The 26497-nt window shown below is 68.6% G+C and carries 23 protein-coding genes; 9 read left to right on the forward strand and 14 right to left on the reverse strand.

The annotated features are described in order from the left end of the window. Window positions 1-20: 20 nt before the first annotated feature. The 10 genes from tssG to ACHMXA_RS12950 all read right to left on the reverse strand — a co-directional run bounded on the left by tssG (window position 21) and on the right by ACHMXA_RS12950 (window position 9691). Window positions 21-1061, reverse strand: a complete 1041-nt coding sequence (gene tssG, locus ACHMXA_RS12905) for a type VI secretion system baseplate subunit TssG (RefSeq protein WP_176664742.1) — start codon at window positions 1059-1061, stop codon at window positions 21-23. Continuing rightward, window positions 1025-2806, reverse strand: coding sequence for a type VI secretion system baseplate subunit TssF (gene tssF, locus ACHMXA_RS12910; RefSeq protein ID WP_176664982.1), 1782 nt, complete (start codon window positions 2804-2806; stop codon window positions 1025-1027). The genes tssG and tssF overlap by 37 nt, the downstream gene beginning before the upstream one ends. Window positions 2807-2816: 10 nt before the next feature. Continuing rightward, entirely contained in the window at window positions 2817-3281 is a 465-nt protein-coding gene (tssE, locus tag ACHMXA_RS12915; RefSeq protein ID WP_176664743.1) for a type VI secretion system baseplate subunit TssE, read from the reverse strand. Window positions 3282-3313: 32 nt separating this feature from the next. Further along, window positions 3314-3730, reverse strand: a complete 417-nt coding sequence (locus tag ACHMXA_RS12920) for an Hcp family type VI secretion system effector (RefSeq protein WP_395320906.1) — start codon at window positions 3728-3730, stop codon at window positions 3314-3316. A 116-nt stretch (window positions 3731-3846) separates the two neighbouring features. Further along, window positions 3847-5349: a type VI secretion system contractile sheath large subunit gene (gene tssC, locus ACHMXA_RS12925; RefSeq protein WP_176664745.1), complete on the reverse strand. Its 1503-nt coding sequence runs from the start codon at window positions 5347-5349 to the stop codon at window positions 3847-3849. Window positions 5350-5407: 58 nt separating this feature from the next. Next, on the reverse strand, window positions 5408-5983 hold the full coding sequence (gene tssB / locus ACHMXA_RS12930) for a type VI secretion system contractile sheath small subunit (protein WP_176664746.1): 576 nt from the start codon (window positions 5981-5983) through the stop codon (window positions 5408-5410). A gap of 485 nt (window positions 5984-6468) precedes the next feature. Further along, the gene (locus ACHMXA_RS12935) at window positions 6469-6708 is read right to left on the reverse strand and encodes a hypothetical protein (protein ID WP_176664747.1); all 240 of its coding nucleotides are present in this window, start codon (window positions 6706-6708) and stop codon (window positions 6469-6471) included. 451 nt (window positions 6709-7159) lie between these two features. Then, window positions 7160-8302 carry an App1 family protein gene (locus ACHMXA_RS12940; protein ID WP_176664748.1) on the reverse strand — a complete coding sequence of 381 codons (1143 nt, stop codon included), beginning with the start codon at window positions 8300-8302 and terminating at the stop codon, window positions 7160-7162. Between the two features lie 4 nt (window positions 8303-8306). Further along, complete coding sequence (locus ACHMXA_RS12945; RefSeq protein ID WP_395321300.1) at window positions 8307-8834, reverse strand: dihydrofolate reductase; 528 nt, start codon at window positions 8832-8834, stop codon at window positions 8307-8309. A 14-nt stretch (window positions 8835-8848) separates the two neighbouring features. Further along, the gene (locus tag ACHMXA_RS12950; RefSeq protein WP_176664750.1) at window positions 8849-9691 is read right to left on the reverse strand and encodes a thymidylate synthase; all 843 of its coding nucleotides are present in this window, start codon (window positions 9689-9691) and stop codon (window positions 8849-8851) included. Between the two features lie 71 nt (window positions 9692-9762). Between ACHMXA_RS12950 and nthA the strand changes: the two genes are divergently transcribed. The 4 genes from nthA (at window position 9763) to ACHMXA_RS12970 (ending at window position 12832) form a co-directional block, all read left to right on the forward strand. Next, a complete protein-coding gene (gene nthA / locus ACHMXA_RS12955; protein ID WP_176664751.1) occupies window positions 9763-10422 on the forward strand; it encodes a nitrile hydratase subunit alpha in 660 nt (219 codons plus the stop codon). After that, window positions 10419-11084, forward strand: a complete 666-nt coding sequence (gene nthB, locus ACHMXA_RS12960; RefSeq protein ID WP_176664752.1) for a nitrile hydratase subunit beta — start codon at window positions 10419-10421, stop codon at window positions 11082-11084. The genes nthA and nthB overlap by 4 nt, the downstream gene beginning before the upstream one ends. Continuing rightward, a complete protein-coding gene (locus tag ACHMXA_RS12965) occupies window positions 11081-11449 on the forward strand; it encodes a nitrile hydratase accessory protein (RefSeq protein WP_176664753.1) in 369 nt (122 codons plus the stop codon). The genes nthB and ACHMXA_RS12965 overlap by 4 nt, the downstream gene beginning before the upstream one ends. Before the next feature lie 156 nt (window positions 11450-11605). Beyond that, window positions 11606-12832, forward strand: a complete 1227-nt coding sequence (locus tag ACHMXA_RS12970) for a glutamate carboxypeptidase (RefSeq protein ID WP_256098965.1) — start codon at window positions 11606-11608, stop codon at window positions 12830-12832. Between the two features lie 10 nt (window positions 12833-12842). Here the strand turns inward: ACHMXA_RS12970 and ACHMXA_RS12975 are convergent, their stop codons facing one another. The 3 genes from ACHMXA_RS12975 to ACHMXA_RS12985 all read right to left on the reverse strand — a co-directional run bounded on the left by ACHMXA_RS12975 (window position 12843) and on the right by ACHMXA_RS12985 (window position 17635). Continuing rightward, window positions 12843-13547 (reverse strand): glutathione S-transferase N-terminal domain-containing protein, encoded by a 705-nt coding sequence (locus tag ACHMXA_RS12975; RefSeq protein ID WP_176664754.1) that lies wholly within the window; start codon window positions 13545-13547, stop codon window positions 12843-12845. 85 nt (window positions 13548-13632) lie between these two features. Next, window positions 13633-14472: a phosphate/phosphite/phosphonate ABC transporter substrate-binding protein gene (locus tag ACHMXA_RS12980; protein WP_176664755.1), complete on the reverse strand. Its 840-nt coding sequence runs from the start codon at window positions 14470-14472 to the stop codon at window positions 13633-13635. A gap of 148 nt (window positions 14473-14620) precedes the next feature. Beyond that, a complete protein-coding gene (locus ACHMXA_RS12985) occupies window positions 14621-17635 on the reverse strand; it encodes a PAS domain-containing protein (protein ID WP_395320912.1) in 3015 nt (1004 codons plus the stop codon). Between the two features lie 335 nt (window positions 17636-17970). On the opposite strand from ACHMXA_RS12985, the gene ACHMXA_RS12990 reads away from it, so the two are divergent. Further along, a complete protein-coding gene (locus ACHMXA_RS12990) occupies window positions 17971-18762 on the forward strand; it encodes a transporter substrate-binding domain-containing protein (protein WP_176664757.1) in 792 nt (263 codons plus the stop codon). Between the two features lie 25 nt (window positions 18763-18787). Here the strand turns inward: ACHMXA_RS12990 and ACHMXA_RS12995 are convergent, their stop codons facing one another. After that, window positions 18788-19600 (reverse strand): alpha/beta fold hydrolase, encoded by an 813-nt coding sequence (locus tag ACHMXA_RS12995; RefSeq protein ID WP_176664758.1) that lies wholly within the window; start codon window positions 19598-19600, stop codon window positions 18788-18790. A 369-nt stretch (window positions 19601-19969) separates the two neighbouring features. On the opposite strand from ACHMXA_RS12995, the gene ACHMXA_RS13000 reads away from it, so the two are divergent. The 4 genes from ACHMXA_RS13000 to ACHMXA_RS13015 all read left to right on the forward strand — a co-directional run bounded on the left by ACHMXA_RS13000 (window position 19970) and on the right by ACHMXA_RS13015 (window position 26358). Continuing rightward, the gene (locus tag ACHMXA_RS13000) at window positions 19970-22051 is read left to right on the forward strand and encodes an ATP-binding protein (protein ID WP_395320914.1); all 2082 of its coding nucleotides are present in this window, start codon (window positions 19970-19972) and stop codon (window positions 22049-22051) included. 1816 nt (window positions 22052-23867) lie between these two features. Further along, entirely contained in the window at window positions 23868-25154 is a 1287-nt protein-coding gene (locus ACHMXA_RS13005; protein WP_395321302.1) for a sensor histidine kinase, read from the forward strand. Between the two features lie 41 nt (window positions 25155-25195). Then, window positions 25196-25843 carry a response regulator transcription factor gene (locus ACHMXA_RS13010; protein ID WP_176664759.1) on the forward strand — a complete coding sequence of 216 codons (648 nt, stop codon included), beginning with the start codon at window positions 25196-25198 and terminating at the stop codon, window positions 25841-25843. A 137-nt stretch (window positions 25844-25980) separates the two neighbouring features. Beyond that, window positions 25981-26358, forward strand: coding sequence for a response regulator transcription factor (locus ACHMXA_RS13015; RefSeq protein WP_132797513.1), 378 nt, complete (start codon window positions 25981-25983; stop codon window positions 26356-26358). Window positions 26359-26497 lie beyond the last annotated feature (139 nt).

Here is a 26497-nt window from a genome sequence, read left to right on the forward strand (position 1 = left end):
AGCGGGAGAGCGTGGTCGGATCAGCCGTGGGGCGCGTCGCCGCCGTCGCTGGTCAGGGTGTGTTGAACGGGCGGCAGCGCGCCGCGGAAGGCCGGCCCGGCGACCCACGAGGTCCAGCCCAGGCGCATCGGGTTGGATGCGCCGAGCACGCTGCCGCGCGATTCGGACGGTGCCAGCCGCAGCTCCATCTCGACCTTCAGGTCCTGCGGTATGAAGCGGCGCACCAGCCACTTGGCGAGCGCGTGGTCGGCGCCCTTGGGCAGCAGGCCGCGCAGCCGCTGCTGGCTCAGGTTGCTGAAGACGAGGCGGATGCCCGCGCCCTGGTCCCACACGCGCTTGCCGAGCACCGCGCCGCCGCCCAACGGCTGACGCATGTCGAGCCGCGCCGAGGCATCGGGCTCCAGCGCCAGCCAGCGGCCGCGGAACTGCGTGCCGTCCACCTGCACGCCGAGACGGTCGCGCAGCAGCGCGAGCAGCGCAGTCATGCCGCGCGGCGCACCGCCCAGCAGGCCGGCATGCCGCAGCCACTGGGCCGAGCCGTCGGGCGCGCGCACGCCGGCGCGCAGGCCCAGCGCACTGGCCGCGTCGAGCGTGGTGGCCAGCGTCGAGCGTGCGGGCGACTGCGGGTTCAGCGCGATGTGGTGCTTGCGCCGGCTGCGGTAGAGAAAAGCCAGGAAGCGGTGGTTGAAGATGTCGAGGAAGTCCTGTGTGGCGTAGTCGCGCTGCTGACGGCGCTCCAGCAGCATCTCGGTGAAGGGCATCGGCAGCGGACCGCCGCTGCCGGCCAGCGAGAGCGCGGGCGTGGTGAGCGCATAAGGCTCGCCGGTGGCGGCATCGGTGCCGACGTCGCGCACGTCGCTGGCTTCGAAAGCGAGCGAGACGAAGGCATGCAGCCGCACGGCCTCGCGTTCGCGCGGGCCCTGCGAGCGGCCCACGGGCACCGCGTCGGGCGCGGCGCGCTCGAGCAGGCTGATGGCCTGGAACAGGTTGAAGTCCTGCGGGCGGGCGGCGAGTTCTTCGACGATCACAGCACCACCTGCCGGCCCGTCATCGGGGCCCATTGCTTGCGGATCTCCTCGCCGCTGCGCACCGCGAGGCGCACGAAGGAGTTGACCGAGGTGTACATCGCGAAGAAGCGCGCGAGCACCGCCGACATCATCAGCGGCGAGGCGCCGACGAAGGCGTCGTCCTCGAATTCGAGCGTGACCTGCGTGCCGCGGCAGTAGCCGCGCCAGGCCTCGGTGCCCACGTGCGCGGTAACGCCGCGCGCCGAGAGCCCTGCGATGCCGCGGATCTGCGCATGGTCACGCCGGCTGTCGGAGGCGAACAGCAGCAGCATCTCGCGCAGCTGCTCGCGGCCGGTGGAGCCGTCCACCAGCGACTGGTGGTTGAGCGTGAGCAGCGACACCAGCCGCCACAGCGTCTCGCTGCCCAGCGGCGGATCGCGCTGCGCGGTGGGCTCGTAGAGGCAGCGCACGTGCGTGGGCTGCGGCGGGCCCTCGGCCAGCAGGCGCGCGCCAACGGGCACCTGCTCGGCCAGGCGGCGGTTGGTGCACAGCAGGTGCGCGTAGACCACGGGCTGTGCAGGGCGGGTGTGCGCCTTGCCCTGGTCGACGAAGGAAAGAAACACGTCGGTGCCGGGAATGTTCTGGCGCAGGCAGGGCTCGCGCCGCGCCGACCAGAACACCGCCTCCTGCGCGCCCCTGGCGCCATCGACGTGGCCCAGCGCTGCGAAGCCCGGCACGTCGACGGGCTTGTCGGCGTCGGGGTCGGAGGCGACCACCGAGACGATGGAGTGCACCTCGGTGGTCGCGTCGCGCTGGCGGTCGGGCACCAGCATGTATTCGTAGTGGCGCTGGTCCATCGCCAGCGGCTCGCTCACGCGCGGGAACAGGTTGACGATGGGCGTGCAGCCGAGCTGGAAGTTCTCGGCGTCGATGTAGCGCAGCGCGCGCGTGGAGCGGTCGAGCTGGAAGGCGATCTCGCAGCGGCGTCCGCCGCCCAGGCGCGAGCGCAGGTGGTGCAGGTCGAAGAAGTGGAACTTGCGCGGAAACGCGAAGTACTCCTGCAGCAGGCCGTAGGCGGGCTGCGCGTTGGCAGGCTGGGGCAGCACTTCCTCGCCCTCGGCGAAGCCGACCTCGCGCCATGCGTCGGCCGGCAGCGTCTGTGCCATGCCGCCTTCCGGAATGACGGCCACCGACTTCACGCCGGACACCAGCGCGTCGTACAACGGCATGGTGGTCATCCAGTCGCCCTGCAGGTGGATGCGCAGGCTGTCGATCTCCAGCTCGGAGAAGTCGGCCTCGCTGTCGCATTCGAGCGCGAGGCGCAGCACGGCGTCGGAGTCGATGGAGGCGTGCGCGATGCGCAGCGGCCACAGCACGGTGTCCCAGGCGGTGCGGAAGCGGCAGTCCTGGGACGAAGCTCCCGGCGCGTGCGGCGACGTGCGCGCATGCAGCATCGTGTGCCGCGGCACGCGGAATCCCGCCGTGACCTTGCCCTGCGCGGGGTCGAGCCCGAACTGCGCCACCGACATCGAGGGCAGCGGCTGCACGAGCGAAGGGCAGAGGTTGTCGAGCAGGGCGTAGGCGACGTCGGGAAATTCCTGGTCGAGGTCGCGGTGCACGCGCGCCGACAGGAAGGCCACCGACTCGATCAGCCGTTCGGTGTGAGGGTCGAGCGACTCGCCGCCGTGCAGCGACAGGCGCGATGCGACCTTGGGGTAGCGCTGCGCGAAGTCCGCCCCCTGTCCGCGCAGGTAGGACAGCTCGCGCTTGTAGTACTGCAGCAGGTCGCTGTGCTGTATGTCGGACACGTCAGGCGACTTTCATCAGGCTGTCCGGCGCGCCGAGCAGCATCTCGAAGTCCACGCGGCGCAGCGCCAGCCCCGCGCGCGCCTGCGCGCCGATGCGCACCAGCGCCACCTCGTGGCGGTTGGCCGCGGCGCTCACCTGCACGCTCACGTCGGTGAGGCGCGGCTCGTAGCGCGAAACGGCCGTGCGCAGCAGCGCCGCCAACTGCTGCAGGTCGGCTGCGTTCTGTGCGCTGAGCGAGGAAAAGTCGGGAATGCCGTACTCCAGCACCGTACCGCTGGCTTGCGCGAATTCTTCGGCGGACAGCGGTGAGCGCGTGTTGAAAAGGCGGCGCAACTCGCGACCGATGGAGTCCTGCACGGACTCCATCGTCTCGAGATGCGCGCCGCCACGGACGGGCTCGGATTGCTGAGGCGACGCCAGCCGGTCGAACAGGGGCGCGACGCCGCCTTTGACGAGTTCGGACACGGTGGGCGCCGGGTTTCAGCGTCGGGCCATCATCAGGTGGCCGCGACGTTCTTCGAGATATCCCAGCCGAACGGTGCGACGCCTTCCTGGCCGCCTTCTTCCTTCTGCTTCGTGTACTCGACCTTGATGGCCGCGTAATTCAGGGAGACGCTTTCCGATGGAAGGTCGCCGCCGCTCGAAACCGAGAAGCCGCTGAGGATCACGTCGGTCAGCGTCACGATCATCAGGGGCAGCAGGCCGCTCTTGTCCTCGCGCGGGAAGGTGATGACGGTGTCGCCCGCCAGCACCTCGCCGCCTGCGAGCTTCTGCAGCAGCTGAGGCGTGGCGGAGTCGGTCGTGCGGGTCACCGTGATCTCGGAGAAGCTGGGCTTGCCCGCGGTGCGTTCCTGGTTGGAAGTGCCCGTGGTCACGGCGAGGCCGGCACCGAACTGAAAGCTCTGGACTTCCATTTGGTCTTCGTGGCCCTTGATCTGGGTCTGACCTTTGACCCCTGGCATCTTGAGATAGATAGGCATGTGAATGTTCTTTCAGTTTGTCTGTAGATCGACGTGGAAGTTGAGGAGCGTCAGGCCGCAGCCGCCGGCAGGTCGGCCACGAGGCGGATCGAGGCCGAGAGCTCTTCCAGCTGGAAGTGCGGCTTCAGGAAGGCGATGGCGCGGTACGAGCCCGGCTTGCCCGGCACCTCGGTCACGTCGACGCGGGCCTGGCTCAGCGGGTACTTGGCCTTCATGGCCTGCGGCGCCGAGGGACTCACCAGCACGTAGTTCGCGACCCAGTTGTTCAGGTGCTTCTGCATGTCGGCCTGCGTCTGGAAGCTGCCGATCTTGTCGCGCACGATCACCTTCAGGTAGTGCGCGAAGCGCGATGCGGCCAGGATGTAGGGCAGGCGCGCCGACACTGCTGCGTTCGCGTTGGCCGCGTCCTTGTCGTACACCTTGGGCTTGTTCACGGTCTGGCCGCCGAAGAAGGTGGCGGTGTTCGAGCCCTTGGAGTTGACGATGGCGATGAAGCCCAGGTCGCTCAGCTCCTTCTCACGACGGTCGGTGATGGTCACTTCCGTCGGCGGCTTCAGGGCGATGTCGCCTTCGTCCGTCTTGTAGGCGTGGGCCACCATGCCGTCGACCTTGCCGCCGCCTTCCACGCCGCGGATGGCCGTGGTCCAGCCGTACAGCGAGTGCGCCTGCGTGATGCGAAGGCCCAGCTGGTAGGCCGCGTTGGCCCACAGGTACTTGCCGTGGTCGGTGCCGTCCACGTCTTCCTCGTAGTTGAAGTTCTCCACGGGAATGGTCTTGGCGCCGTAGGGCAGGCGGGCCGCGTAGCTCGGCAGCACCAGCGACACGTAGCGCGAATCTTCCGATTCGCGGAAGCCGCGCCACGAGGCGAGTTCGGCGCTCTCGAAGGTCTTGGACAGGTCGCGCGGAATGCCCAGCTCGGTGAACGACTTGAAGTCGAACAGGGCGGGCGCGGCCGCGGCGATGAAGGGCGCGTGCGCGGCGGCGGCCACGCGGGAGATGCGCTCCAGCAGGGCGATGTCCTGCGGGTGGCGGCCGAAGTAGTAGTCGCCGATCAGCAGCGAGTAGGGGTGGCCGCCGTAGGTGCCGTATTCCTCTTCGTAGATCTTCTTGAAGAGCACGCTGGTGTCGTGGTCGACGGCGGTCTCCAGGTCCTTCAGCAGGTCCTTCTTGCTCACGTTGAGCAGGCGCAGCTTGAGGTTGCTGCCGGTCTCGGTGCCGAACACCAGGTCGTGCAGGCCGCGCCACGAGGCTTCGAGGGCCTGGAACTCGGGGGCGTGCAGGATCGCGTTGAGCTGGTCGGTCAGCAGGCGGTCGATCTCGGCGACGCGCTCGTTGATCAGCGTGACCACGCCCTTGTCGGGGCTGGTCTTCATGCCTTCGTCGAGGATCTGCGAAGCCAGCTGGCCGATCAGCTTCTTCGCGTAGGCGCCCTGCGAGGGCTCCGTCGTCATGTTGCCTTCGTAGACGATCTTGTCGAGCAGGCTCAGGTCACTGGTCGTGACGGTGGTTGCTGCTGCACTGCCGGCTTCGGCGGCTTTGGATTTGTTGGCCATCTCTATCACCATTCATGAAGTGCCGGATCGCGCGCGGGCGCGGCACCGGCGTGGTTGATCACGCTGCCGGTGCTTCGGCTTCGGGGGACGATTGGGTCTGCGCGGCGTCGGGCGCTGCCGCTTGCGTGGAAGCGGCGCCGGCTTCGGCCCTGGCCTGGCTCTGGACCGTCTTCAGTTCTTCGCTGTTCTTCACCACGCGCTCGAGCAGGCCGTCGAGTTCGTCGTTGCCGTCGAGCTTGGCGAGCAGGTCGCGCAGCTGCTGGCGTGCCTCGAGCAGCTTGGCCAGGCGCGGCACTTGGCTCACGATGGCTTCGGGATGGAAGTCGGCGAACTCCTTGAAGTTCAGCTCGATCTTCAGGTTGCCGTCGCCCTTCATGGTGTCGGGCACCGAGAGGTCCAGGCGCGGCGAGATGTTGCCGAGCACGCCGTCGAAGTTGTCGCGGTCGATCTCGACGAAGCGGCGCTCCTTGAGCTTGGGCAGCGGCTGCTCGGGCTGGCCGGAGAGGTCGGCCAGCAGGCCCACCACCAGCGGCAGCTCCTTCTTCTCGACTGCGTCGCCGATCTCGACGTCGTAGGTGATCTGGACGCGCGGCGGACGGTTGCGCCCAACCCATTTTTGCAGGCTATTCGACATTTTTTCGCTCTCAGAAAAGGTTGAAGTGACAGGAACACTCGTTGCGGTTTTCGACGCCCGTCGCCTGGTCGGGGCGGCGCGCGGTCCGTTGCCGTTGCAGTCCGGCAATGCCTCAGAGACGGTACGAAAGATACAAATCGAGATATCTGCTAACAATCCCCAGAATTGGGTAGGTACCCCATGGGCGAGGAAAAGTCATTGAAAAAAGCAAGAGCTGCAGTGACTGAAAACTCGTCTTTTGAGGGTTTCGTCACGTAATTGACACGCAAATGGCTTGCGTGCTACCGAATCAGCGCGCGAGCAGGTGCATCCGGCCGAGCGGATGCCATGGGAGGAGGGGATGTGGGGAGGGCGTGAGCCGGCCGGCGCACGCGAAAAAGCGGCCTATTTGTAATAGCCGAAATCGAGGTGCCGCGGCCTTGGCGGCGACATCGGGGGAGGAAGGTTTGCGCCGGGGAAAACGCCGCGGCGCTCGCCGCGTTTTCCTAGAGCTCGATGAATGCCGAGGTGGCCTTGTTGAGCGCCAGCATGCCCTTGGCCGTGATCGTTTCGACCTGCGCAAGCTGGCGGATCGCGCGCGCATCGGGAGCGCGATCCGAAGGCGGGATGAAGGCCGTCACCAACTCCGCCGCACGCAGCACGCGCACCCTGTCGATGTCGGCCGGCGTGTGGATGACATATGGCAATTTCTGCTCGGCGATAGCCCGAAGAAATTCCATGGACATGAGCCGTCTCCTTTTGGTTGAGGGCGTTCCGGACATTGTGCGCACAAACAATTAGCCTTGTCTAAACCCTGTGCTGCGCGTGCCTTTCTTCGCGTGTACCGAAGTGTTCCTTTCGCACGAAGGAAGCGACGAAGGTGCCAGTTTGTTTCTGGTGGCCGGTCCGTGGGTTCGGCGGTTTCTGCGTCTAGGGCCTGTTCACACTATTTCCGGGGTCGCGAAGGGCAGCAAGGGCGGGCCAATCAAGGCGCGTGACGACGCGTGTGCATGCGCACACGCTAGGAGCGCAACGCCGAGTGGTCCGCCCTTGCTGCCCTTCCCGCAGGGTTGGCGCTCCAAGGGGCCGTCTGCGGCGTTGCCCGCGCTTGCAAGGCTTCAGCCTTGCTGCGCACGGGCGCCTTGCAGCCAGCCCCTTGGAGCACCAACGCGACCCCGGAAATAGTGTGAACAGGCCCTAGCCAGTGGACTGGACAGGCCACGCCGTGGTGTCCGGCATGACGACGTGCCACCGCACCGGTTCGATGCCCTCGAAGGTCTCGCGATAGCGATCGGAGCTGCGGCTTTCACCGGTCACGTCGCGTATCACGATGCTCTCTATGCGCTGCGGATGCGAGCGAAACGTTTGCGCGTAGATCTCGGGATCGGCCTCGCCCGAATCGCCCACCAGCACGAAGCGCCGCTGCGGAAACTCCGCAAGCAGCCGCTGGATCACGCCGAGCTTGTGCGCGCGCGAATCCTCGTCGCCGGGAATGAGCGTGCGCCACGTCGTGCTCTCGCGCAGGTGCATGCTGCCCTGCGGAAAGTCGGCGTTGCGGATGAAGTCCGACAGCGACGGATAGAGCTGTATCGGGCTCGCCGAAAGATAGTGGAAGCGCGTGCCGGGCGTCTTCGCCAATGCGCGATACCAGGCTGCCATGCGCGGTGCGGGCTCGAAGCGGCGCGCGAAGGTGTTGAGCAGCATCTCGCGCCGGTCGCGCACCTGCGTGCGCTTGATGGTGTCGTCGATGTCCGAGATGACGGAGATGCCCTGCTCGGGCACCACGAGCGCCTGACCCCTGAAGCGGTGCAGCAGTTCGCCCGGACCGGTCACGCCATGAAAGTGCACCCACTCCTGCGGAGAAGGCGACGTCGAAAGCAGCGGTGCGCGCGGCATGTCGATCACGATGCGCAGGTTGCACCGGCCGTCCTTGCCCGATGGCGGCATCGTCACGCGCGCGGGGCCGCCGTCGAAATCGATGTCGATGACCTTGCCTTCTTCCGACTCCGCATGGAAGAGCGCGGTGCGCTGGTTGAAGCGCAGCCGCGCGGCGGGCGAGAGCTTCCTGAGGCTCAGGCCCAGGTAGCGCGCGAAAGCCGGGTTGAGGCCCCAGCGGGTCTCGCGCTCGAAGATCCACGCATGGATGTCGACTTCGAGCCGGCCGTCGGCGGTGGGGCGCGCGGTGCCGGTCATGAAGAGCGCTTCCTCGTCGGGCTCCAGGGGCTCCGCGGCATGCAGGAGCCGCACCGGCGCAAGGCCCGCGAGCAGGGCCGCGCCGGCGATCACCGAGCGGCGCCGCAAGCCGGACGGAAGTGGCCGGTGCGCGACGCCTTCGTTCATCGCCTCATTTCGCCGCCGGGGCCGGTGCGATGCGCTCGAAGGTCACGAAGCTGAAGCCCAGGCCTTCCTTGGCCGAGACATGCGATTCGCGCTGCGTCTCGCGCCACGAGGCGGCATCGAGTTCCGGTGCGTAGGCATCGCCTTCGTAGTCGCGCGCGACCTCGGTCACCACCGCGCGCTGCGCGAGCGGCTCGGCCTCGGCGTAGATCTGCGCGCCGCCGATGACCCATGCGGTGTCGACACCCGGCTGTTCGCAAAGCGCCAGCGCCTCCTGCAGGCTCGCTGCGCGCTGCGCGCCTTCGGCCTGCCAGTCGGCCTGCCGCGTGACCACGATGTTGCGCCGGCCCGGCAGCGGGCGGAAGCGCGGCGGCAGCGAGTCCCAGGTCTTGCGGCCCATGATCACCGGCGCGCCCGCGGTCTGCTGCTTGAAGTGCGCCATGTCCTCCGGGATGTGCCAGGGAATGGTGTTGTTCACGCCGATCACGCCGTTGGCGGCGCGGGCGAAGATGAGGTTGATGCGCGGCTTGCTCATCGGGCTCACACCGCTCATACCGCCACGGGCGCCTTGATCGGGTCGTGGTGCCGGTAGTCGAGCACCTCGAAGTCCTCGTACTGGTAGTCGAAGATCGACGCAGGCTTGCGCTTGATGTTCAGCGTGGGGTAGGGGTAGGGCGTGCGGCTCAACTGCAGCGCCACCTGCTCGGCGTGGTTGCTGTAGATGTGGCAGTCGCCGCCGGTCCAGATGAAGTCGCCCACGTCGAGGTCGCACTGCTGCGCGATCATGTGCGTGAGCAGCGCATAGCTCGCGATGTTGAAGGGCACGCCCAGGAAGATGTCGGCGCTGCGCTGGTAGAGCTGGCAGCTGAGCTTGCCGCGCTCGCCCTCGGCTTGCGGCGGCGCCACGTAGAACTGGAAGAAGGCGTGGCAGGGCATGAGCGCCATCTTCGAGAGCTCGGCCACGTTCCATGCGCTCACGATGATGCGGCGCGAATCGGGATTGGTCTTCAGCGTCTTGATGACTTCGGCGATCTGGTCGATGTGGCCGCCGTCGGGCGTGGGCCAGCTGCGCCATTGCACGCCGTACACGGGACCGAGGTCGCCGTCCTCGCGCGCCCATTCGTCCCAGATGGTGACGCCGCGTTCCTTGAGCCAGTTGTTGTTGCTGGAGCCGGTGAGGAACCACAGCAGTTCCTGGATGATGGACTTCAGGTGCACCTTCTTGGTGGTGACCAGCGGGAAGCCCTCGTTCAGGTCGAAGCGCATCTGGTGGCCGAACACGCTCTTGGTGCCGGTGCCCGTGCGGTCGCTCTTGAAGACGCCATGGGTGTCGACGTGGCGCATGAAATCTTCGTACTGGGAGCGGACGGGGCGGGCGGGCGTGGAGGTCATGGGGGAGGGCTTCCGGAGGGGAACTGGCGGGAGGCTTCGAATTTTAAGTGCCCGGGCGTAGCATCGTCCGGATGAGCTCCACCAACCCCCACGTCGGCGACGGCCACCACCACGACGATGACCACGAACACAGCGAACTCGGCGAGATGGACCTGCGCGTTCGCGCCCTCGAGAGCGTGCTCGCGCAGAAGGGCTACATCGACCCGGCCGCGCTCGACGTGCTGATCGATACCTACCAGACCCGCGTCGGCCCGCGCAACGGCGCGCGGGTGGTGGCCAGGGCCTGGGTCGATCCGGCCTTCCGGCAGTGGCTGCTGGCCGACGCCACCGCGGCGATCGCCTCGATGGGCTACACGGGCCGCCAGGGCGAGCACATGGTGGCGGTGGAGAACACCGACGATACCCACCACATGGTCGTGTGCACGCTGTGCAGCTGCTACCCGTGGCCGGTGCTGGGGCTGCCGCCCACCTGGTACAAGAGCGCGCCGTACCGTTCGCGCGCGGTGAAGGACCCGCGCGGCGTGCTCGCCGATTTCGGCACCGCGCTGCCCGAGAGCACGCGTATCCGCGTGTGGGATTCGACCGCCGAGGTGCGTTATCTGGTGATCCCGCAGCGCCCCGCCGGCACCGAAGGCATGAACGAGGAAGAACTCGCCGCACTGGTCTCGCGCGATTCGATGATCGGCACGCGGCTGGCCGGCGCGCCGGCCGAAGCGGGGAGCGCCGCATGAGCTACGTGACGAAGGCCGACCTCGGCGGCCAGCCGGGCTTCGGCAAGGTGGTGCCCGAAGCCGAAGTCGAGCTCTTCCATGCCGCCTGGGAGCCGCGCGCGCTGGCGCTGGTGCTGGCCATGGGCGCGACGGGCTCGTGGAACATCGACGCGAGCCGTGCCGTGCGCGAAACGCTGCCCGACTACGGCGAGCTGAGCTACTACCAGATCTGGCTTCGCGCGCTGGAGCAGTTGATGCTGCAGCGCGGGCAGGTCTTTCCCGACGAGATCGCCAGCGGCGAGATGCGCCACGCGGCCGCGCCCGTGGCCCGCGTGCTGCAGGCGGCCAACGTACCCGCCGTCCTCGCCAAGGGCTCGCCCACCGAGCGGCCGGCGCCGGCCCCGGCGCGCTTCGCAGCTGGCCAGCCAGTGCGCATGCACCTGGGCAAGGTCGACCATCACACGCGGCTACCGGGCTACGTGCAGGGCAAGCGCGGCACCATCGTCCGCGTGCATGGCGCGCACGTGTTCGCCGACACCAATGCGCAAGGGCTCGGCGAGCAGCCGCAGTGGCTCTACACGGTGGAGTTCGACGAAGCCGAGCTCTGGGGCGACGATGCGCCGCGCCAGAACCTGTCGGTGTCGGTCGATGCGTGGGAAAGTTATCTGGAGGCTGTGGCATGAGCAGCGAACGCATGCCGCTGTCGCCCGGCATGCCGCGTGACGCGGACGGGCCCGTCTTCAGCGCGCCCTGGGAGGCACAGGCTTTCGCGATGACGTTGGCGCTGCACGAGCGCGGCCTCTTCACCTGGCCCGAATGGGCCGAGGCGCTGGCGGCGCAGATCGCCCAGGCGCAAGCGGCGGGCGACCCCGATACCGGCCAGACCTACTACCTGCACTGGCTGGCCGCTCTCGAGAAGCTCGTGGCCAGCAAGGGCGCCAGCTCCGACGGCGAACTGGCGCGGTACCGCCATGCCTGGGCGCAGGCGGCGGACCGAACCCCGCACGGACAGCCGATCGAGCTGCGCGCGGAAGACTTTCCCGGCTGAAGTGTCGGTAGAGTCAGCGAGGCGCGGCGGCGCTGCCGCGCCTTCCCGGAACCTCCTTCAACAGAACGGAAAACAATGACGATTCACTCGCGCCATCCCGCATCCGCCTCGTCGGCTCCTTCGGCCATGAAATCCCGGCCGCCTGCCCGCCGCCGCATGCTCGCCATCGCCCAGTGCTCCGCGCTCGCATGCGCGCTCCTCGCCGGCAGCGCGATGGCCCAGAAGCCGCACCAGGGCGTGCTCGACGCGGCTACGCAGAGCAAGGACGGCGCGCTCAAGATGCTGGAGACCATGGTCAACATCGACTCGGGCTCTGCCGACACGGCGGGCCTTGCCAAGGTGAGCGATCTGGCGGTGGAAGAGCTGCGCAAGCTCGGCGCGCGCATCGAGACCTTTCCGGCCGAGCCGCATCCGGGCACCAACGTGGTGGCCACGCTGACGGGGCAGGGCAAGAAGAAGATCCTGATCCTGGCGCACATGGACACCGTCTTCAAGGAAGGCACGGCCGCGGCCAAGCCCTTCTACATCAAGGACGGCCGCGCCTACGGTCCCGGCGTGATGGACGACAAGGGCGGCGTGGTGGCCGGCCTGTACGCGCTGAAGATCCTGCAGCAGATCGGCTTCAAGGACTATGGGCAGATCACCTTCCTGCTCGACACCAACGAGGAGACCGGCTCCGTGGGCACCAGCGCGCTGATCGAGCGCGTGGCGAAGCAGCACGACGTGGCGCTGAACCTGGAGCCGGGCCGCCCGGCCGATGGCCTGGTGGTCGAGCGCAAGGGCTCGGCCACTGCGCTCGTCGAGGTGAAGGGACTCGCCGCCCACGCGGGCGTGGCACCAGAGGCCGGCCGCAACGCGGCGATGGAGGTCGCACACCAGGTGCTGCAGCTCTCGAGGACGGCCGACGCGGCGAAGAAGACCACCGTCAACTTCACGGTGCTCACGGCCAACGGCCCGACCAACGTGATTCCCGCGACCGCGAGCGCCAAGGGCGACGTGCGCGCCGCCACGCCCGAGGAGCTCGACCGCGTCGAGAAGGATCTCGTGCGCATCTCGCAGAACAAGCTGATTCCCGAGACCGAGGTGCGCGTGCGCCTGATTCGCGGCCTGCCGCCGATGCCGCGCTCGCCCGCGTCCGACAAGCTGGTTGCCATGGCCGAAGGCATCTACGCGGAGATCGGCAAGAAGCTCACCATCGAGAGCAGCGGCGGCGCGGCCGACGCGAGCCTGGTGGCGGGCGTCGGCGTGCCGGTGCTCGACGGCTTCGGCATCGTGGGCGGCGGCATCCACACGCCGGAGGAGTACGCGGAAGTCGAGAGCGTGGTGCCGCGGCTCTACCTGCTCTCGCGCATGCTGATGGACTTGTCCAGCAGCGGCAACTGAACGTCCAGGCTCAGCCGCGCTTCGGAATGCCCAGCCCCGCCACCACGGCGGGGCGCGCCACGAAGGCCTCGAGCGTGCGCGCGACGTTCGGGAAGTCCTTGAAGCCGACCAGGTCGCCGGCCTCGTAGAAGCCGATCAGGTTGCGGATCCACGGGAAGGTGGCGATGTCGGCGATGGTGTAGTCGCTGCCCATGATCCATGCGCGATCGGCCAGCCGCTTGTCGAGCACGCCCAGCAGGCGCTTCGACTCGTTCACGTAGCGGTCGCGCGGGCGCTTGTCTTCATAGTCCTTGCCGGCGAACTTGTTGAAGAAGCCGAGCTGGCCGAACATCGGGCCGATGCCGCCCATCTGGAACATCACCCACTGCAGCGTCTCGTAGCGGCCGGCGGCGTCCTGCGGGATGAGCTTGCCGGTCTTCTCGGCAAGGTACACGAGGATCGCGCCCGATTCGAACAGTGCCAGCGGCTTGCCGCCGGGGCCGTTGGGGTCGAGGATGGCCGGGATCTTGTTGTTCGGGTTGAGCGACAGGAACTCGGGCGACATCTGGTCGTTGGTTTCGAAGCTCACCAGGTGCGGCTCGTAGGGCAGGCCGGTTTCCTCCAGCATGATCGAAATCTTCACGCCGTTGGGCGTGGGCAGCGAATACAGCTGCAGCCGCTCGGGGTGCTGCGCGGGCCATTTCTTCGTGATGGGAAAGCTCGAGAGATCGGTCATGAAAGATCCTTGGGGGAGAAGACTGCAAGCGCGGGATTCTGCCCGGGCCGACTCCCGGGCGTGCGCGTGCGGTCTTGCCCCTGCCTCAGATCCCGAGCCAGCTCATCAGCGAGGCCTCGACGTCGGCCGAAGGCTTGACGAATCCCACGTAGCTCGATGCCGCGAGCGCGCGCTTGCCGGCGTCGTTCTGTGCCAGGCCCAGCAGCGCGTCGCGCGCCGCGTTCACCGTGGCAGCGTCGAGCTTGCCGGACGCGAGCCATTGCTTGACGGGCACCGCGCGCGATTCCGCGCAGATCTTGCCGCCGCCGTCCTTCCAGGTCTTGATCACGCTCGAGGCGGCGGTGGCGCCGTAGGCCGCGAAGCCGTTCTGCACGTAGAAGGGCACGGCCTCCTGGAAGCGCGTGTTCGTCACTTTCACGGCCGTCGCGCCCTGCAGGCCCTGTTCGCGCAGCATGGCGCGCGTGATGACGGCGGTGATGGAGTCGGCGTCGGGCATCACCAGCTGCTTGCCGGCCACGCTCTTCCAGTCGGAGATGGGCTGCTGCTCCTTGCACAGGAACGACACCTTGTAGTCGGTGTAGCCGGTGGTCCATGCGAAGGCCTTGTACTGGCCGCCCTTGATGGCGCCGAGCGCCACGTGCGAGGGATGCACGAAGGCGAGGTCGACCTGCTGCTGCTTCAGCGCCTCGCGCGCGCCGTTGTACGAGTTGAGCACCTTCACCGTCACCGGCTGCTTGAGCGCCTTGGAGAGCACGTCGGCGATGGGCTCGAAGCGGGCGGTGATCTGCGCGTCGGACACGTCGTAGCTCACGCCTTCGCTGACCCCGATCACGAGGGCGTGCGCCGAGGCGCCGGCCGCGAGGAGCGCGCCCGCGGCGACGCGGGCAACGAGGCGAAGCGAAGGATGAAGGGGCAGGCGTTGCATGGCGGGGCTTTCTTCGGAGGTGGGTGTAATGGATTTGTAACTAAATTATTACATTGATCCAGCCTGGTGCAACAGGCGCCCGCGTTCGATGAAAGCTCCGATGGCGGCAGATAGTAGGTTCGTGCTAAGGACCGCGCATTGACGCCGGTCAACGGGCGCCAGCTTCGGGAGGCCGAACGTCCGCCGGATGCCCGCCGACCGGATGCGGCGCCACCTGGTAGTTGTTGCGGCCCGCGCCCTTGGCCTGGTAGAGCATCTCGTCGGCTTGCCTGACGAGCGCGGCGGCCGTCGCGTCGCCGCCCTGGTAGAAGGCCACGCCGATGCTCGTCCTGACGAGGATCGTGCGCTCCTCCAGATCGAATGGCAGCTGCATGGCGTCGATCAGCTCGGAGGCCACCGAGATCGCGGCATCCGCGCCGGGCAGGCCTTCCATGATCACAGTGAACTCGTCGCCGCCCAGGCGCGCGCGGACGTCGCCGGAGCGCAGCGCCTGCGACAGCCTGCCCGCGAAGCCGCGCAGCAGCTCGTCTCCCACCTGGTGCCCGAACTGGTCGTTGATCTTCTTGAATCCGTCGATGTCCAGGTACATCAGCGCCATCAGCGCGCCGGCGACCCGGGCGCGCTCCATCGCTTCTTCCAGGCGCGCCTCGAAGCCCGAGCGATTGGCGAGGCCGGTCAGGGGATCGACCTGGGCAAGATTCACGAGGCGCTTCTCCTCGAGTTTCTGCCGCGTGATGTCGGTGATCACGGCATGGAAGCCGACGATGGCCTCGTCGTTGACCGCGGGCTGCGGGATGTACTGGGCCTCGTAGCAGTAGTAGCTGTCGCTCTTGGCGACCTCGCTCTGGAAGGTGACGGTCTCGCCGGCCAATGCCGCGCGGATGTGCGGCCGCAGGGCCTGGTAGTCGGGCTCGCCCAGCAGCTCCTGCACGGTATGCCCCTGGATCTGCTCGCGCGAGAGCCCGAAGCCGCGCTCGTAGGCCAGGTTGTTGAACCGGTAGCGCTCCTCCGCGTCGATGTAGGCCACGCGCATCGGCAGCGCATCGGCCACGGTGCGCAGGCGTGCCTCGCTTTCCTGCAGCGCTTCCTCCGCCTCGTGGTGCGCGGTGATGTCGCTGTCCAGCGTGTAGAGGCCGATCACTTCGCCGTGCTCGTCGCGCTCCGGCACCAGCGTGGCCTGGACGTCGCGGCGCCCGCCGGGCGTCTTCAACCGGCGCTCGTAGGTGACCTGTCGCCCGGCCAGTGCCGCCCGCAGGTGCGGCTCCATCTCGGCCCATGCTTCCTCGCCGTAGAACTTCCACAGCCCCATGCCCAGCAACTGCTCGGCGGGAATGCCGAACCAGTCCTGGTGGGCCTTGTTGACGAACCGGAACCGCAGGTCGCGATCGAGGTAGGAGATCAGCGCCGGCAGGTGGTCCGTTACCATACGCAGGCGATGCTCGCTGTCGCGCAGCGCGCGTTCCGCGGCCTTGGCCGCCGAGATGTCGCGCATCAGGCCGGAGAAGTACTCCACCTTGCCGTGCTTGTCGCGATGCGCGATCACCATGTGGCTCGCCGGGAACGCCTGGCGCCTGGCGTCCCACACCATCGACTCGCCCACCCAGATGCCCGTGCGCACGGCGGTTGGCACGATCTCCGCGCGGAGCCTTTCCAGGGTCTCCGGCGGATTGAAGTCGGCCACGCTGAACTGCTCGATCGGTGCGTCGAGCGCCAGGCCCGTGCGCAGCCGTGCGGCCGGGTTCATGTAGATGAGCCGCCCCTTCGCGTCCAGCTGGACGATGTAGTCGGTCGTCATGTCGAAGATGGCGGTCAGCGTGCGCAGCGCCTGCTCGGCGCGGGTTCGCTCGGTGATGTCGGTCACCGTGCCCACATGGCCGAGCACGCGGCCGTCCGCCGCGAGCACCGGCCGGCTCTTCAGCGCAACCAGCACGCGGGTGCCGTCCCTGCGATGGAGCCGGCGCGTGACTGCCACCGATGTGGCCGAGCTCGCCAGGCGCACCCACTCCTGGCGAACCGTCTCGCGGATCTCCTCGCGCACCAGCGTGAGCCAGCCCGCGGCCGCATCCCCGCGCGCGAGACCGTGGATCGCCAGGTACTCGTCGTTCACGTAGGTCATGCGGCCCTGGTTGTCGCAGCGGAACAGGCCTACGGGCGAAGCGTCGGTGACCGCGGCCATCTCGAGCCGCTGCTCGCGCAGCTCGGCCATCAGCGCGTCGAACTCGCGTGCGAGGTCTCCGCGCTCGTCGTTGGCGACGACATCGAGCCTGACCTGGCTGTCGGGCGAGCGGCGCAGGGTGCGGATCGCACTGCTCAGCGCCTCCAGCGGGCGCATCACCCACGCGGTTCCCGCCCAGACCAGGAGCGCGCAGCCCAGGCCCAGCCAGAGCAGCTGCAGCAGCAGGTTCCGCCGCACCTGCTCCAGCGGCGCGTAGGCCGTGGCGGCTGGCACGACCAGGCGCAACTCCCAGCCGGCGGCGGGAATGGCGGCATGCGTGGTCATGTCCTTGCCGATGCCGTCGTCAGAGGCGAGGGCGCTCGCGGGCTTGAGCAGCAGGCTCGCATCGGGGTGCATGACGATCTGCGGGGACGGGCCGCGCGTGACGATCACGTAGTGGCCGCCCCGGCCGACGGTGGCGCGGCTGAGATCGCCGAGCACGTTGGCGCGCTGCAGGTTCAGCGCCGCACCCAGCACGCCGGCGAGGCGGCCGTCCGTTTCGTCCACGGGCACGGCCATGATGACCGCGGGGTGCTGGGCGCTCCTGGTGAGAAGGGGCGCCGAGATCGTGGGCCGGCCCGTGTCGCGCACGCGGCGGAAGTAGTCACGGTCGGCAACGCTCGACGGCCGCGCGGTGGGAGGGTTGATCGCCACGATGGCGCCGTCCGGCGTGGCCAGCGCGGCGTTGTCGAACATCGTGCGCAGGTCCTGGTCCCCGAGGAAGCGCTGCTGCGCCGCAGGGTCGGCGAAACCGTGTGCGCCGAGTTCGCGGGCCGCGCGCGCCAGGGCGGACAGATGGACGCCGAGCTTGTAGTCGAGGTCGGCGGCAGCGCTGTCGGTCAGCGCCTGCTGCTGCTCGCGCATCAGCCCGATGTACTCGCTGGACAGGCTCCGGTATTGCCACCAGCCCGTCATGCCGACCAGCACGAGCACCAGTGACGTGATCAACAGTGCCGTCTTCGTTCTCAGCTTGAACCGCACTCGCTTTCCTCCGCCACCACGGGGTGGCTGTGACTGCATGAATCGATGATAGCAAGGGGCTTTTCCCGAGCGCTCGAGCGATGGCCCCTGCGCCCGGCGCGGGATGGCGGACGTCCCCGATATGGGGCTCCGATCCCTCAATCGGGGCTTCTTCGCGGATTGCGCAGCACCTTTGTCGTTCTGGTTCGGTGCATGAGTCTTGTATACCACTGGCACGGTTCGTGCGGCTCGGGGCAGGCGCAGCCGGGCTCGGCCGTGCGCCCGACATCAAACCCACAACCACTCGTCATCGTTCAGGCATCATGAAATTCGGCAGATTGCAATTCGTTCTGGGGCTCGCGCTCGGCGCCCTCATGGCAACCGGGGCCGTCCACGCGCAAACCGCGCTGGACACCATCCTCAAGAACAAGAAGATCGCCATCGCGGTTCCCCCCGATTTCCCGCCCTACGGTTCGATGGACCGCGACTTCAAGATGCACGGCCTGGACATCGACATGGCCAACTACATCGGCAGCAAGCTCGGCGTGGAAGTCGACCTGATCCCCGTGACCAGCGCCAACCGCATCCCCACCCTGCAGAAGAAGAAGGCCGCGCTGGTGATCGCCACGCTGGGCAAGAACCCCGACCGCGAGAAGCAGATCGACTTCACCGCCGCGTACTCGCCGTTCTACCAGGCCATCTTCGGCGCGAAGAGCCTGAACATCAGGAGCTTCGCGGACCTGTCGGGCAAGTCGATCGCGGTCACGCGCGGCTCGGTCGAGGACCAGGAGCTCAACAAGGTCGCGCCCCCGGGCACCGACGTCCGCCGCTTCGACGACAACACCCGCACCGTCGCGGCATTCGTGTCCGGGCAGGCGCAGCTGATCGCCACGGGCGCTTCCGTTGCGAACACCATCATGGCCAGCAACCCCGCGCTGGGCACCACCTACAAGCTGCTGCTGAAGGAGAGCCCCAACTACATCGGCGTGGCCAAGGGCGAAGACGCGCTGCGCCAGCGGGTCAACGCCATCATCGACGAGGCGAAGAAGAGCGGCGAGCTCGACCGGCTGTCCGTGAAGTGGCTGGAGCGCCCGGCCGGGGACCTGCCGCAGTAAGCACCTGAAAGCGGGCCGCCGATGCTCAGCGCCCGGCCGCCTCGACGATCACCCTGGTCACCGCCTCGGGCTGCGACGTCATCACGACGTGCGAGGCGCCCTTGACCACCACCGTCTTCTGCGCATTGGCGCGCTGCGCCATGAAGGCCATGGCCGCCGGCGGGATGTTCTTGTCGCGATCGCCGTACACGAACCACGACGGCACCGATTTCCATGCCGGAGCCTGCGCCGCCTCGTTCAGCGCCGCCTCGGCGATGGGCCGCTGCCCCACGGCCATCAGACGCGCCTTGGCGAGCGGAACGTCGGCCGCGAACTGCGCGGGGAACTTGTCCTGCTCGATGTACAGGTCCTTGCCGCCATCGGCGAGCGGCACCGCGGGCGCCAGCGTGGGGCCGAGCGTGCTGCCCGGGAACTTGCCCGTGAGGCCGATCGCCGTTTCGCCGGCCTCGGGCGCGAAGGCCGCCACGTAGACCAGCGCCTTCACGTTCGGCTTGCCGTTCGCGGCGGCAGAGATGACCGAGCCGCCGTACGAGTGCCCGACGAGCACCACCGGCCCCTTGACCGAATCGACGACGCTGGCGACGGAGGCTGCGTCGAACGAAGGTCCGCGCAGCGGGTTCGCCGCGGAGATCACGGAATAGTGCCGTGCCTCCAGGCGTTGCACCACGCCGTCCCAGCTCGACGAATCGGCGAAGGCGCCATGCACGAGCACGATCGTCGGCTTGGTGGATGGGGCAGGGGCCGCCGGCTGCGCGAACGAGTGCAGGGGCGCGAGCGCGGCCAGGCCGAGCGTGTGGGCCATCAGGGTCGCGGCGAGACGGCGAGAGAACTTCTTCATGACGATTCTTCCTTGGTTGATTCGGGTGGAACGGGATCGACCTGGGTCGACGGCGCTGAATCTAGGGGCGATGCGAAGGAAGCCGGGGCCGGTCTGTATGCCTGTGTGTCCGAAGGGCGTGACGTGACATTACTTTTCAAGCGGCCCGGCCGGAACCGCCGCGGCGCGCCCGGTTTGCGGTGGCGCATACCCGCGCCTAACAACACCTAACACCAGCCAACGGCCGCAGCGTCCATCTCGCGATCGGCGGAGTTCCAATGGCATCCGCGCCCAGCGCGCCCGGAGACGGGAAGACACAAGAACAACGGCGGACTCGACTCGGTGCCCACGCATTTCGCGGCCCCGGCCGGCCGCAAGAGGCCCACATCCATGCCCATGCAACACCAGGAACTCGCCGGACAAGAAGAGCCAGAGGCGGTCTTGCCAGATGCTCCCGTCGTCGCGCAGCACGGGGCATCGTCGGTGCGATACCGCGACTTTCGCGAACTGGGCGCGGGCACGCCGCGCCTGGAACGCGCACGCGCGCATGGCACAGCCTCTTCGCTCGTGGCCGGGCGCGGCCAGAGCACGCCGGCCATTGCCGCGCTGCTTCAGCGGGAGTACTCGTTGCGCCACGTGCTTCGCGACGAGTGGGCCGCGGTGCCGATCGCGCTGGTGCCTCATGGAGAGAGCTTCCTGCTGATCCTGAAGGACTCCGGCGGCGAGCCGCTTCTGCGCGGTGCGGCGCCGTGTACCGACGCACACACCTTCGTTGCGATCGCGCTGCGCCTCACCGCCGCCGTGGGCGCGATGCATGCGGCCGGCGTGCAGCATCGCGCGCTCACGCCCGGTCGCATGCTGCTCGGCGAAGACGGCCGGGTTTGCCTCACCGGATTCGGCCAGGCCGTCACGGTCGAGGACGAGGACAAGTCCGCGGGCGACGACCAGCTCTCCTGGGACGAGGACAGCTTCAACTACATGGCGCCGGAACTCGGCGCGCGCATGAACCTGCGCGTGGATGGGCGGGCCGACCTCTACGCGCTCGGCTGCATCTTCTACGAGCTGATGACCGGCAGGCTTCCCTTCGAGGGCGCCGATGCCGCCGCGCGCGTGCACGCGCATGCGACCCGGCTCGCGCGCGCACCCGTGGAATTGGTGCCGGGGCTTCCGGAGCAACTCTCGCTGCTGGTCATGAAGCTGCTCGAGAAGACGCCGGAGCTCCGGTATGCGGACGCTGCCGGCGTACTGGCCGACCTGCGGCGCTGCGAGACCCTGCTGTGCCAGCACGGGCGCATTCCCCGGTTTGCGCTCGATGCCTATTCGGCCCTGTGCAAGCCCGGCGGCACCGGCCTCGTGCTGGGGCGCGACGCCGAACTGCAGGCGCTGCTGGCGCTCTACCGCAAGGTTGCGGACAGCGCCGGTTCGGCGGCAGCCTGGATCTCGGGCCCGTCGGGCATCGGCAAATCGACGCTCCTGCGCGAGGTGGTGGCGCGCATGCAGCGCTCGGGCGCGCCGCTGCTGGCTGCGGCCAAGAGCGAGCAAGGGCACCGCGGCAAGCCGTATGCGCTGCTGGTGGAGGTGCTCGATCCGCTGCTGCAGCACGTGATCGGCTGTGCGAACGAGGAGTTCGCGGCCTGGCGCAATCGCATCGCCGCCGCCGCGAGGCCGGTGGAGCGGACCCTGGCGGGCTTGATGCCGGCGCTCGGCGTCATCCTCGGCGCGCCATCGGGGCAGCCAGTTCCCGCCTCCCCGGATGCGGCACCCGCGCTCGAACGCGAGCGCGTGCTGCAGGGCATGGCGCGGCTGATCGCCTGTTTCGCCGTGCCCACGCGTCCGCTCGTGATGCTGCTCGACGACCTGCAATGGGCCGACGTCGAGACCCTGCAGGTGCTTGAGCGCCTGCTGCATCAGCATGACGATGCAGCGCTGCTGCTCGTCGGAACCTTTCGCGACAACGAGGTGGACGTGACCCATCCGCTGCGCGCGGGCCGGCTCGCGGAAGTGCCTCGGGCCGTGCGCATCGAGCTCGGTCCGCTGGACGAGGGCGCCCTGCGCGAGATGATCGCGCTCACGCTGCAGCAGGACGCGAGCGGCGTTGGCGAACTGGCCGAGCTCATCGGCCGGAAGACCGAGCGGAATCCGCTCTTCGCCCGGCACCTGCTCCATCTGCTGGCCGACGACGGCCTGCTTGCCTACGACGCGAAGACCGCTTCGTGGCGCTGGAGCCTGGAACAGCTCGCGTCCCACCCCCGGCGCCGACACCGTCGGCGACCTGATGGCGCACCGCTTCGAGCAACTGCCCTCGGCGACGCAGGCGGTACTGCGCCTGATGGCATGCCTAGGCCACCGCACCCCGCACGTGGAGCTTGCGCTCGCGATGGACGTGCAGCCCGGCACCGATGCAGCCTCGCGCCTGCACGCCGCGCTCGACAATGCGCGCGAAGCAGGCAGCATCCAGCGCGAGGGCGATGACTGGGTCTTCTGGCATGACCGCATCCGCGAGGCCGCCTACGCATCGATCCCGCACGGGGAGCGGCCGCGCATGCACCTGCAGATCGTGCGCCGCCAACTCCGGCTTGCGTCCGATCCCGCGCGGATTTTCTCGCTCGCCGCGCAGGCCGGCCTCGCACACCCGGCCGTTGAGGCACCGCAGGAGCGATGCGACTTCGCGCGGCTGAATCTGCGGGCCGGCCGGCAGGCAAAGGCCGCGGCCGCACACCATTCGGCGCTCGGCTTCTTCCGCGCCGCGCTCGCCTTCCTGGGCGAAGCCGACACCAGCGAAGACGGCCTGCACGCGCGCGCTCTCTGCGGTGAGGCCGAGTTCATGACCGGGGCGCTGGAGGCCGCGGAGAGCCGCCTGTCGGCACTGGAGGAGGTCGCGGGGGACGGCATCTTCGGGGCCGATCTCGCGCGCCTGCGTGCGGCGCTGTACACCACGCTCGGCAACTTCGACCGGGCACTCGACGTGGGGCTGGCCTTCCTGCGCAAGTCCGGCATCGTCATGCCGAGGCGGCCCGATGCCGCGGCGGTCGATCGGGAGCATGCGGCGCTGCAGGAATGGATCGACCGGCACGGCATCGGGGCGCTGCGCCAGCTGCCCATCGTGGCAGACCCGCTGCGCCGGGCGATCACCGACATCTTCGCGGACCTCATTCCGCCGGCGCTGTACACCGACCAGAACCTGGTCGACCTGATCCTGCTGCGCATGGTCGGCCTCAACATTGCGCAGGGCCATTCCGACGCGTCGGCGGACGGCTATGCCTGCATGACGCAGGTCTTCGGCGTGCGCTACGGCAACTACGCCGCCGCGCGGGAGTTCGGCGCGCTCGCGCTGCACCTGGTCGACGAGCGCGGCCTCGCGCTGTACCGGGGCAGGGTCTACATGACCTTCGGCACCATGGTGGTCCCGTGGACGCAGCCGGCGCGCGCAGCGCGCGACTACATCCGGCGCGCCTACGACGTGGCCGTGGCGAGCGGCGACCACACCTTCGCGATCTACTGCGGACGCAACCAGGCGACGGGCATGCTGTTCGCCGGCGAGTACCTCGGCGACGTGCGGGACACGGTGGAGCGTGGGCTGGCCATTGCGCGCGATGCCAATTTCCAGCTCGTGATCGAGGCGCTGCTGGCGCAGAAGCTGTTGCTGGCGCAACTGCAGGACGGCACATTCGGCAATCGCGACGAGCAGCCGAGTCCGCCCTGCGAAGGCCAGCCCGCCACGCTGGTGGACTTCGCCTATTGGGTGTACAGGCTGCAGGCGGCGCTGCTCGGTGGCAGGCTGGCGGAGGCAATAGAGGCTCGCCATCGGGCCGAGGCCTGCGCGGCCTCGGGCCGTACCTTCGCCGAGAGCGGCGACCTGCCGTTCTACGGCGCGCTCGCCCTGCTCGCGCTTCCCGCGCGCGATGCCTCCCAGCAGGCCGCGCTGCAGCGGGACGCGAAGCAGCTCCAGGCCTGGAGCCAGGCCTGCCCGGCCAACTTCCTGGCCCGCTTCCAGCTGGTGCGCGCCGAGATGTGCCGCATCGACGGCGATCCGCTCGCGGCGGTGGAGGCCTATGCGCGGGCGGTGTCGCATGCGCGGCGCCACGGCTTCACCCAGGTGGAGGCGTTGGCGGCCGAGCTTGCCGCGGCCTTCCATGCCGGGCGAGGCGACGATCTGTCCGCGCACGGCAACCTGCGCCACGCACGCGGTGCATGGCAGCGCTGGGGCGCCACGGCCAAGGTGCGCCAGCTGCAGGCTTCGCACCCGGGGCTCTTCGAGATCGAGGACCCGCTGCCGAACACGCGGCGGATGCAGGGGCTCGACGCGCAGGCCGTCCTGCGCATCTCGACGGCCCTCGCCGGCGAGATCGTGCCCGTCCGCCTGGTCGAGACGCTGCTTCGCACCGCGCTCGAGAACGCCGGCGCCGAGTCGGGCACGCTGGCGCTGTTCCGGCACGAGGCGTGGCAGGTGCGCGCCCAGGCGCGGGTGCTCGACGGTGCCGTCGTGCTCACGCAGGAGGGCATGTCCTTCGATGCAGGGACGCTGCCGGTCTCCATCGTCCAGGCGGTCGCGCGCAGCCAGCAGCACATCGTGGTGGACGATGCGCGCGAGAGCGCATCGCTCGCGCAGGACGATTACATCCGCCGCCGGCGCCCGCGCTCGATCCTGTGCGTGCCGCTGATGCGCCAGGCGATGCTCGTCGGCGTGCTCTACCTGGAGAACAACCTCGCCTCCCATGTGTTCACGCCCGCCAAGGCCGAGGTGCTGGAGGTGATCGCCTCGCAGGCGGCCTTCGCGCTGGAGAACGCGCGCCTCTACGAGGAACTGGTCGACCAGAACCAGCAGCGCGCGCAGGCGGAGGAGCAGCTGCGGAGCACGCTCGCCGAACTGGAGCGCGCGACCCGTCTGAAGGCGATGGGCGAGCTGGTGGCGTCCATCGTGCACGAGGTCGGCCAGCCGATCGCCGCGGTGGACACCTCGGCCAGCGCCGCGCTGCGCTGGCTCGACCGCAGTCCGCCCGACATCGGCGAGGCCAGGGAGATGCTCACGCACATCAGCAGGAGCGCGCTGCGCGCCCGCACCATCATCCAGGGCCTTCGCGCCAAGGCGCGCAACGCAGAGCCGCAGTTCGCCGCCTTCGACCTGGGCGAAGCGCTGCGCGAGGCCGCTGCGCTGGTCGCCGGGGCGCTCGACACCATGGGTGTCACGCTGGAAATGAAGGGCCTGGACACGCCGCTGGCCGTTCACGGCGACCGCGTGCAGCTGCAGCAGGTGGCCGTCAACCTGTTGATGAACGCAGCCGAGTCGATGGCTTCCCTTGCGCCCGGTCCGCGCCCGCTGTCCATGGCCTGCGCGCAGGGCGACGGCCATGTGCGCATCGTGGTGGAAGACGCGGGCCCGGGCATCGGCCCCGAGGCGGCGCAGCACCTGCTCAAGCCTCTTTTCACCACCAAGCCCAACGGCATGGGCATGGGGCTGGCGATCTGCAAGTCCATCCTCGATGCGCATGGCGGAACGCTCGAGCTGCGGCCGCGCGAGCCCACGGGCATGCGCGCCGTCTTCAGCCTGCCGCGGCCGGCCCCTGGCCATCGATGAAAGCGCAGGCGACCCCGATGCCCTCACCAACCCTTCGTTTCATGCGTCCTTCCGATCCGCCTCCGGTGCCCCTTCGCTGCGTGTTCATCGTCGATGACGACGAGCTCGTGCGCGACGCGCTGTGCAGCCTGCTGCGCTCCATCGACCTGACGGTGCACGCCTTCGCCACGACGGAGGAATTCCTGGCCGCGCCGCGCTCCGGCTGGCCCTCCTGCCTGGTGCTCGACGTGCGCCTGCGCGGCCAGAGCGGCCTTGCCTTCCAGCAAGCGCTGCTGGAGCGCGGCGAGCATCACTTGCCGATCGTGTTCATGACCGGCCACGGCGACATCGCCATGACCGTGAAGGCGATGAAGGCCGGGGCCGTCGATTTCCTGGCGAAGCCCTTCCGCGACCAGGACATGATCGACGCGGTCATCGCCGCGCTGGACCGCGATGCGCGGCGCCTCGAGAGCGCGCGCGTGCTTCAGGCGGCGCGTGCCTGCTGGGAATCGCTCACGCCGCGCGAGTGCGAGGTGGTGCAGCACGTGGCCGGCGGCCTGATGAACAAGCAGATCGCCGATCGCATGGGCATTGCCGAGATCACGGCCAAGATCCACCGCGGCCAGGCGATGCGCAAGATGAACGCGCGCTCGGTCGCCGAGCTGGTGCGCAAGATGGAGGCTCTGGGCGTGGTGGAGAGCGCTTGCTGAACTGGTGCCATACCTATGGATGATGGCGCCGCGCACTGGCGCCGGTATCCTGCAGCTCTGGGCAGGGGCGGGAATGTTCCTGTGCCTTCACCGGAACCCTTCGGGGTAGAGAACGGGCTTCCTCCTTGTCCGCGTCCTTGTCCTTTTCAGCCATCGAACTCGTTTCCATCGTCGACGACGATCCCTTCGTGCGCGCCGCGACAAGCAGTCTCGTGCGCTCGTTCGGATGGGAGGCCCGCGCGTTCGAGTCGGCCGTCGACTTTCTTGCCTCCGACGTTCCGGCGCGTACGCGCTGCCTCGTCTGCGACATTCACATGCCGGCCATGGACGGCATCGCACTGGTCGAGTGCCTCGAGCGCGAAGGACTGCGCCTGCCCGTCATCTTCATCAGCGCCTTGGCCACCGCCCGCACGCGGGAGCGCGTGCAGGCCAGCCCGGCACTCTGCCTGATCGAGAAACCCATCGACGCCGCCGAACTCGAGACCTGGATCGGCCGCGCGCTGGGCCGGGCCTGAGACCCGGGAAGGAGCGCCGGCCGCGCGCCACCCTCGTGCATGAAGAGGGCAAACCTTCGTAGGGGTGCGGCAAACGCTGATGCAATGGTCAGTGCTCCCCCTCGCGTGATGTCATCCCTCCCACGCCGGCCCGTGCGCC

Source organism: Variovorax sp. UC74_104 (assembly GCF_044055375.1).
Taxonomy (GTDB): domain Bacteria; phylum Pseudomonadota; class Gammaproteobacteria; order Burkholderiales; family Burkholderiaceae_C; genus Variovorax.

Coding starts and splice junctions, on each gene's coding strand:
- tssG (WP_176664742.1), bottom strand. CDS start 1,061: ATGGGCCCCGATGACGGGCCGGCAGGTGGTGCTGTGATCGTCGAAGAA.
- ACHMXA_RS12920 (WP_395320906.1), bottom strand. CDS start 3,730: ATGGAAGTCCAGAGCTTTCAGTTCGGTGCCGGCCTCGCCGTGACCACG.
- tssC (WP_176664745.1), bottom strand. CDS start 5,349: ATGGCCAACAAATCCAAAGCCGCCGAAGCCGGCAGTGCAGCAGCAACC.
- tssB (WP_176664746.1), bottom strand. CDS start 5,983: ATGTCGAATAGCCTGCAAAAATGGGTTGGGCGCAACCGTCCGCCGCGC.
- ACHMXA_RS12935 (WP_176664747.1), bottom strand. CDS start 6,708: ATGTCCATGGAATTTCTTCGGGCTATCGCCGAGCAGAAATTGCCATAT.
- ACHMXA_RS12940 (WP_176664748.1), bottom strand. CDS start 8,302: ATGAACGAAGGCGTCGCGCACCGGCCACTTCCGTCCGGCTTGCGGCGC.
- ACHMXA_RS12945 (WP_395321300.1), bottom strand. CDS start 8,834: ATGAGCAAGCCGCGCATCAACCTCATCTTCGCCCGCGCCGCCAACGGC.
- ACHMXA_RS12950 (WP_176664750.1), bottom strand. CDS start 9,691: ATGACCTCCACGCCCGCCCGCCCCGTCCGCTCCCAGTACGAAGATTTC.
- nthA (WP_176664751.1), top strand. CDS start 9,763: ATGAGCTCCACCAACCCCCACGTCGGCGACGGCCACCACCACGACGAT.
- nthB (WP_176664752.1), top strand. CDS start 10,419: ATGAGCTACGTGACGAAGGCCGACCTCGGCGGCCAGCCGGGCTTCGGC.
- ACHMXA_RS12965 (WP_176664753.1), top strand. CDS start 11,081: ATGAGCAGCGAACGCATGCCGCTGTCGCCCGGCATGCCGCGTGACGCG.
- ACHMXA_RS12970 (WP_256098965.1), top strand. CDS start 11,606: ATGCTCGCCATCGCCCAGTGCTCCGCGCTCGCATGCGCGCTCCTCGCC.
- ACHMXA_RS12975 (WP_176664754.1), bottom strand. CDS start 13,547: ATGACCGATCTCTCGAGCTTTCCCATCACGAAGAAATGGCCCGCGCAG.
- ACHMXA_RS12980 (WP_176664755.1), bottom strand. CDS start 14,472: ATGCAACGCCTGCCCCTTCATCCTTCGCTTCGCCTCGTTGCCCGCGTC.
- ACHMXA_RS12990 (WP_176664757.1), top strand. CDS start 17,971: ATGAAATTCGGCAGATTGCAATTCGTTCTGGGGCTCGCGCTCGGCGCC.
- ACHMXA_RS12995 (WP_176664758.1), bottom strand. CDS start 19,600: ATGAAGAAGTTCTCTCGCCGTCTCGCCGCGACCCTGATGGCCCACACG.
- ACHMXA_RS13000 (WP_395320914.1), top strand. CDS start 19,970: ATGCCCATGCAACACCAGGAACTCGCCGGACAAGAAGAGCCAGAGGCG.
- ACHMXA_RS13005 (WP_395321302.1), top strand. CDS start 23,868: ATGCAGGGGCTCGACGCGCAGGCCGTCCTGCGCATCTCGACGGCCCTC.
- ACHMXA_RS13010 (WP_176664759.1), top strand. CDS start 25,196: ATGCGTCCTTCCGATCCGCCTCCGGTGCCCCTTCGCTGCGTGTTCATC.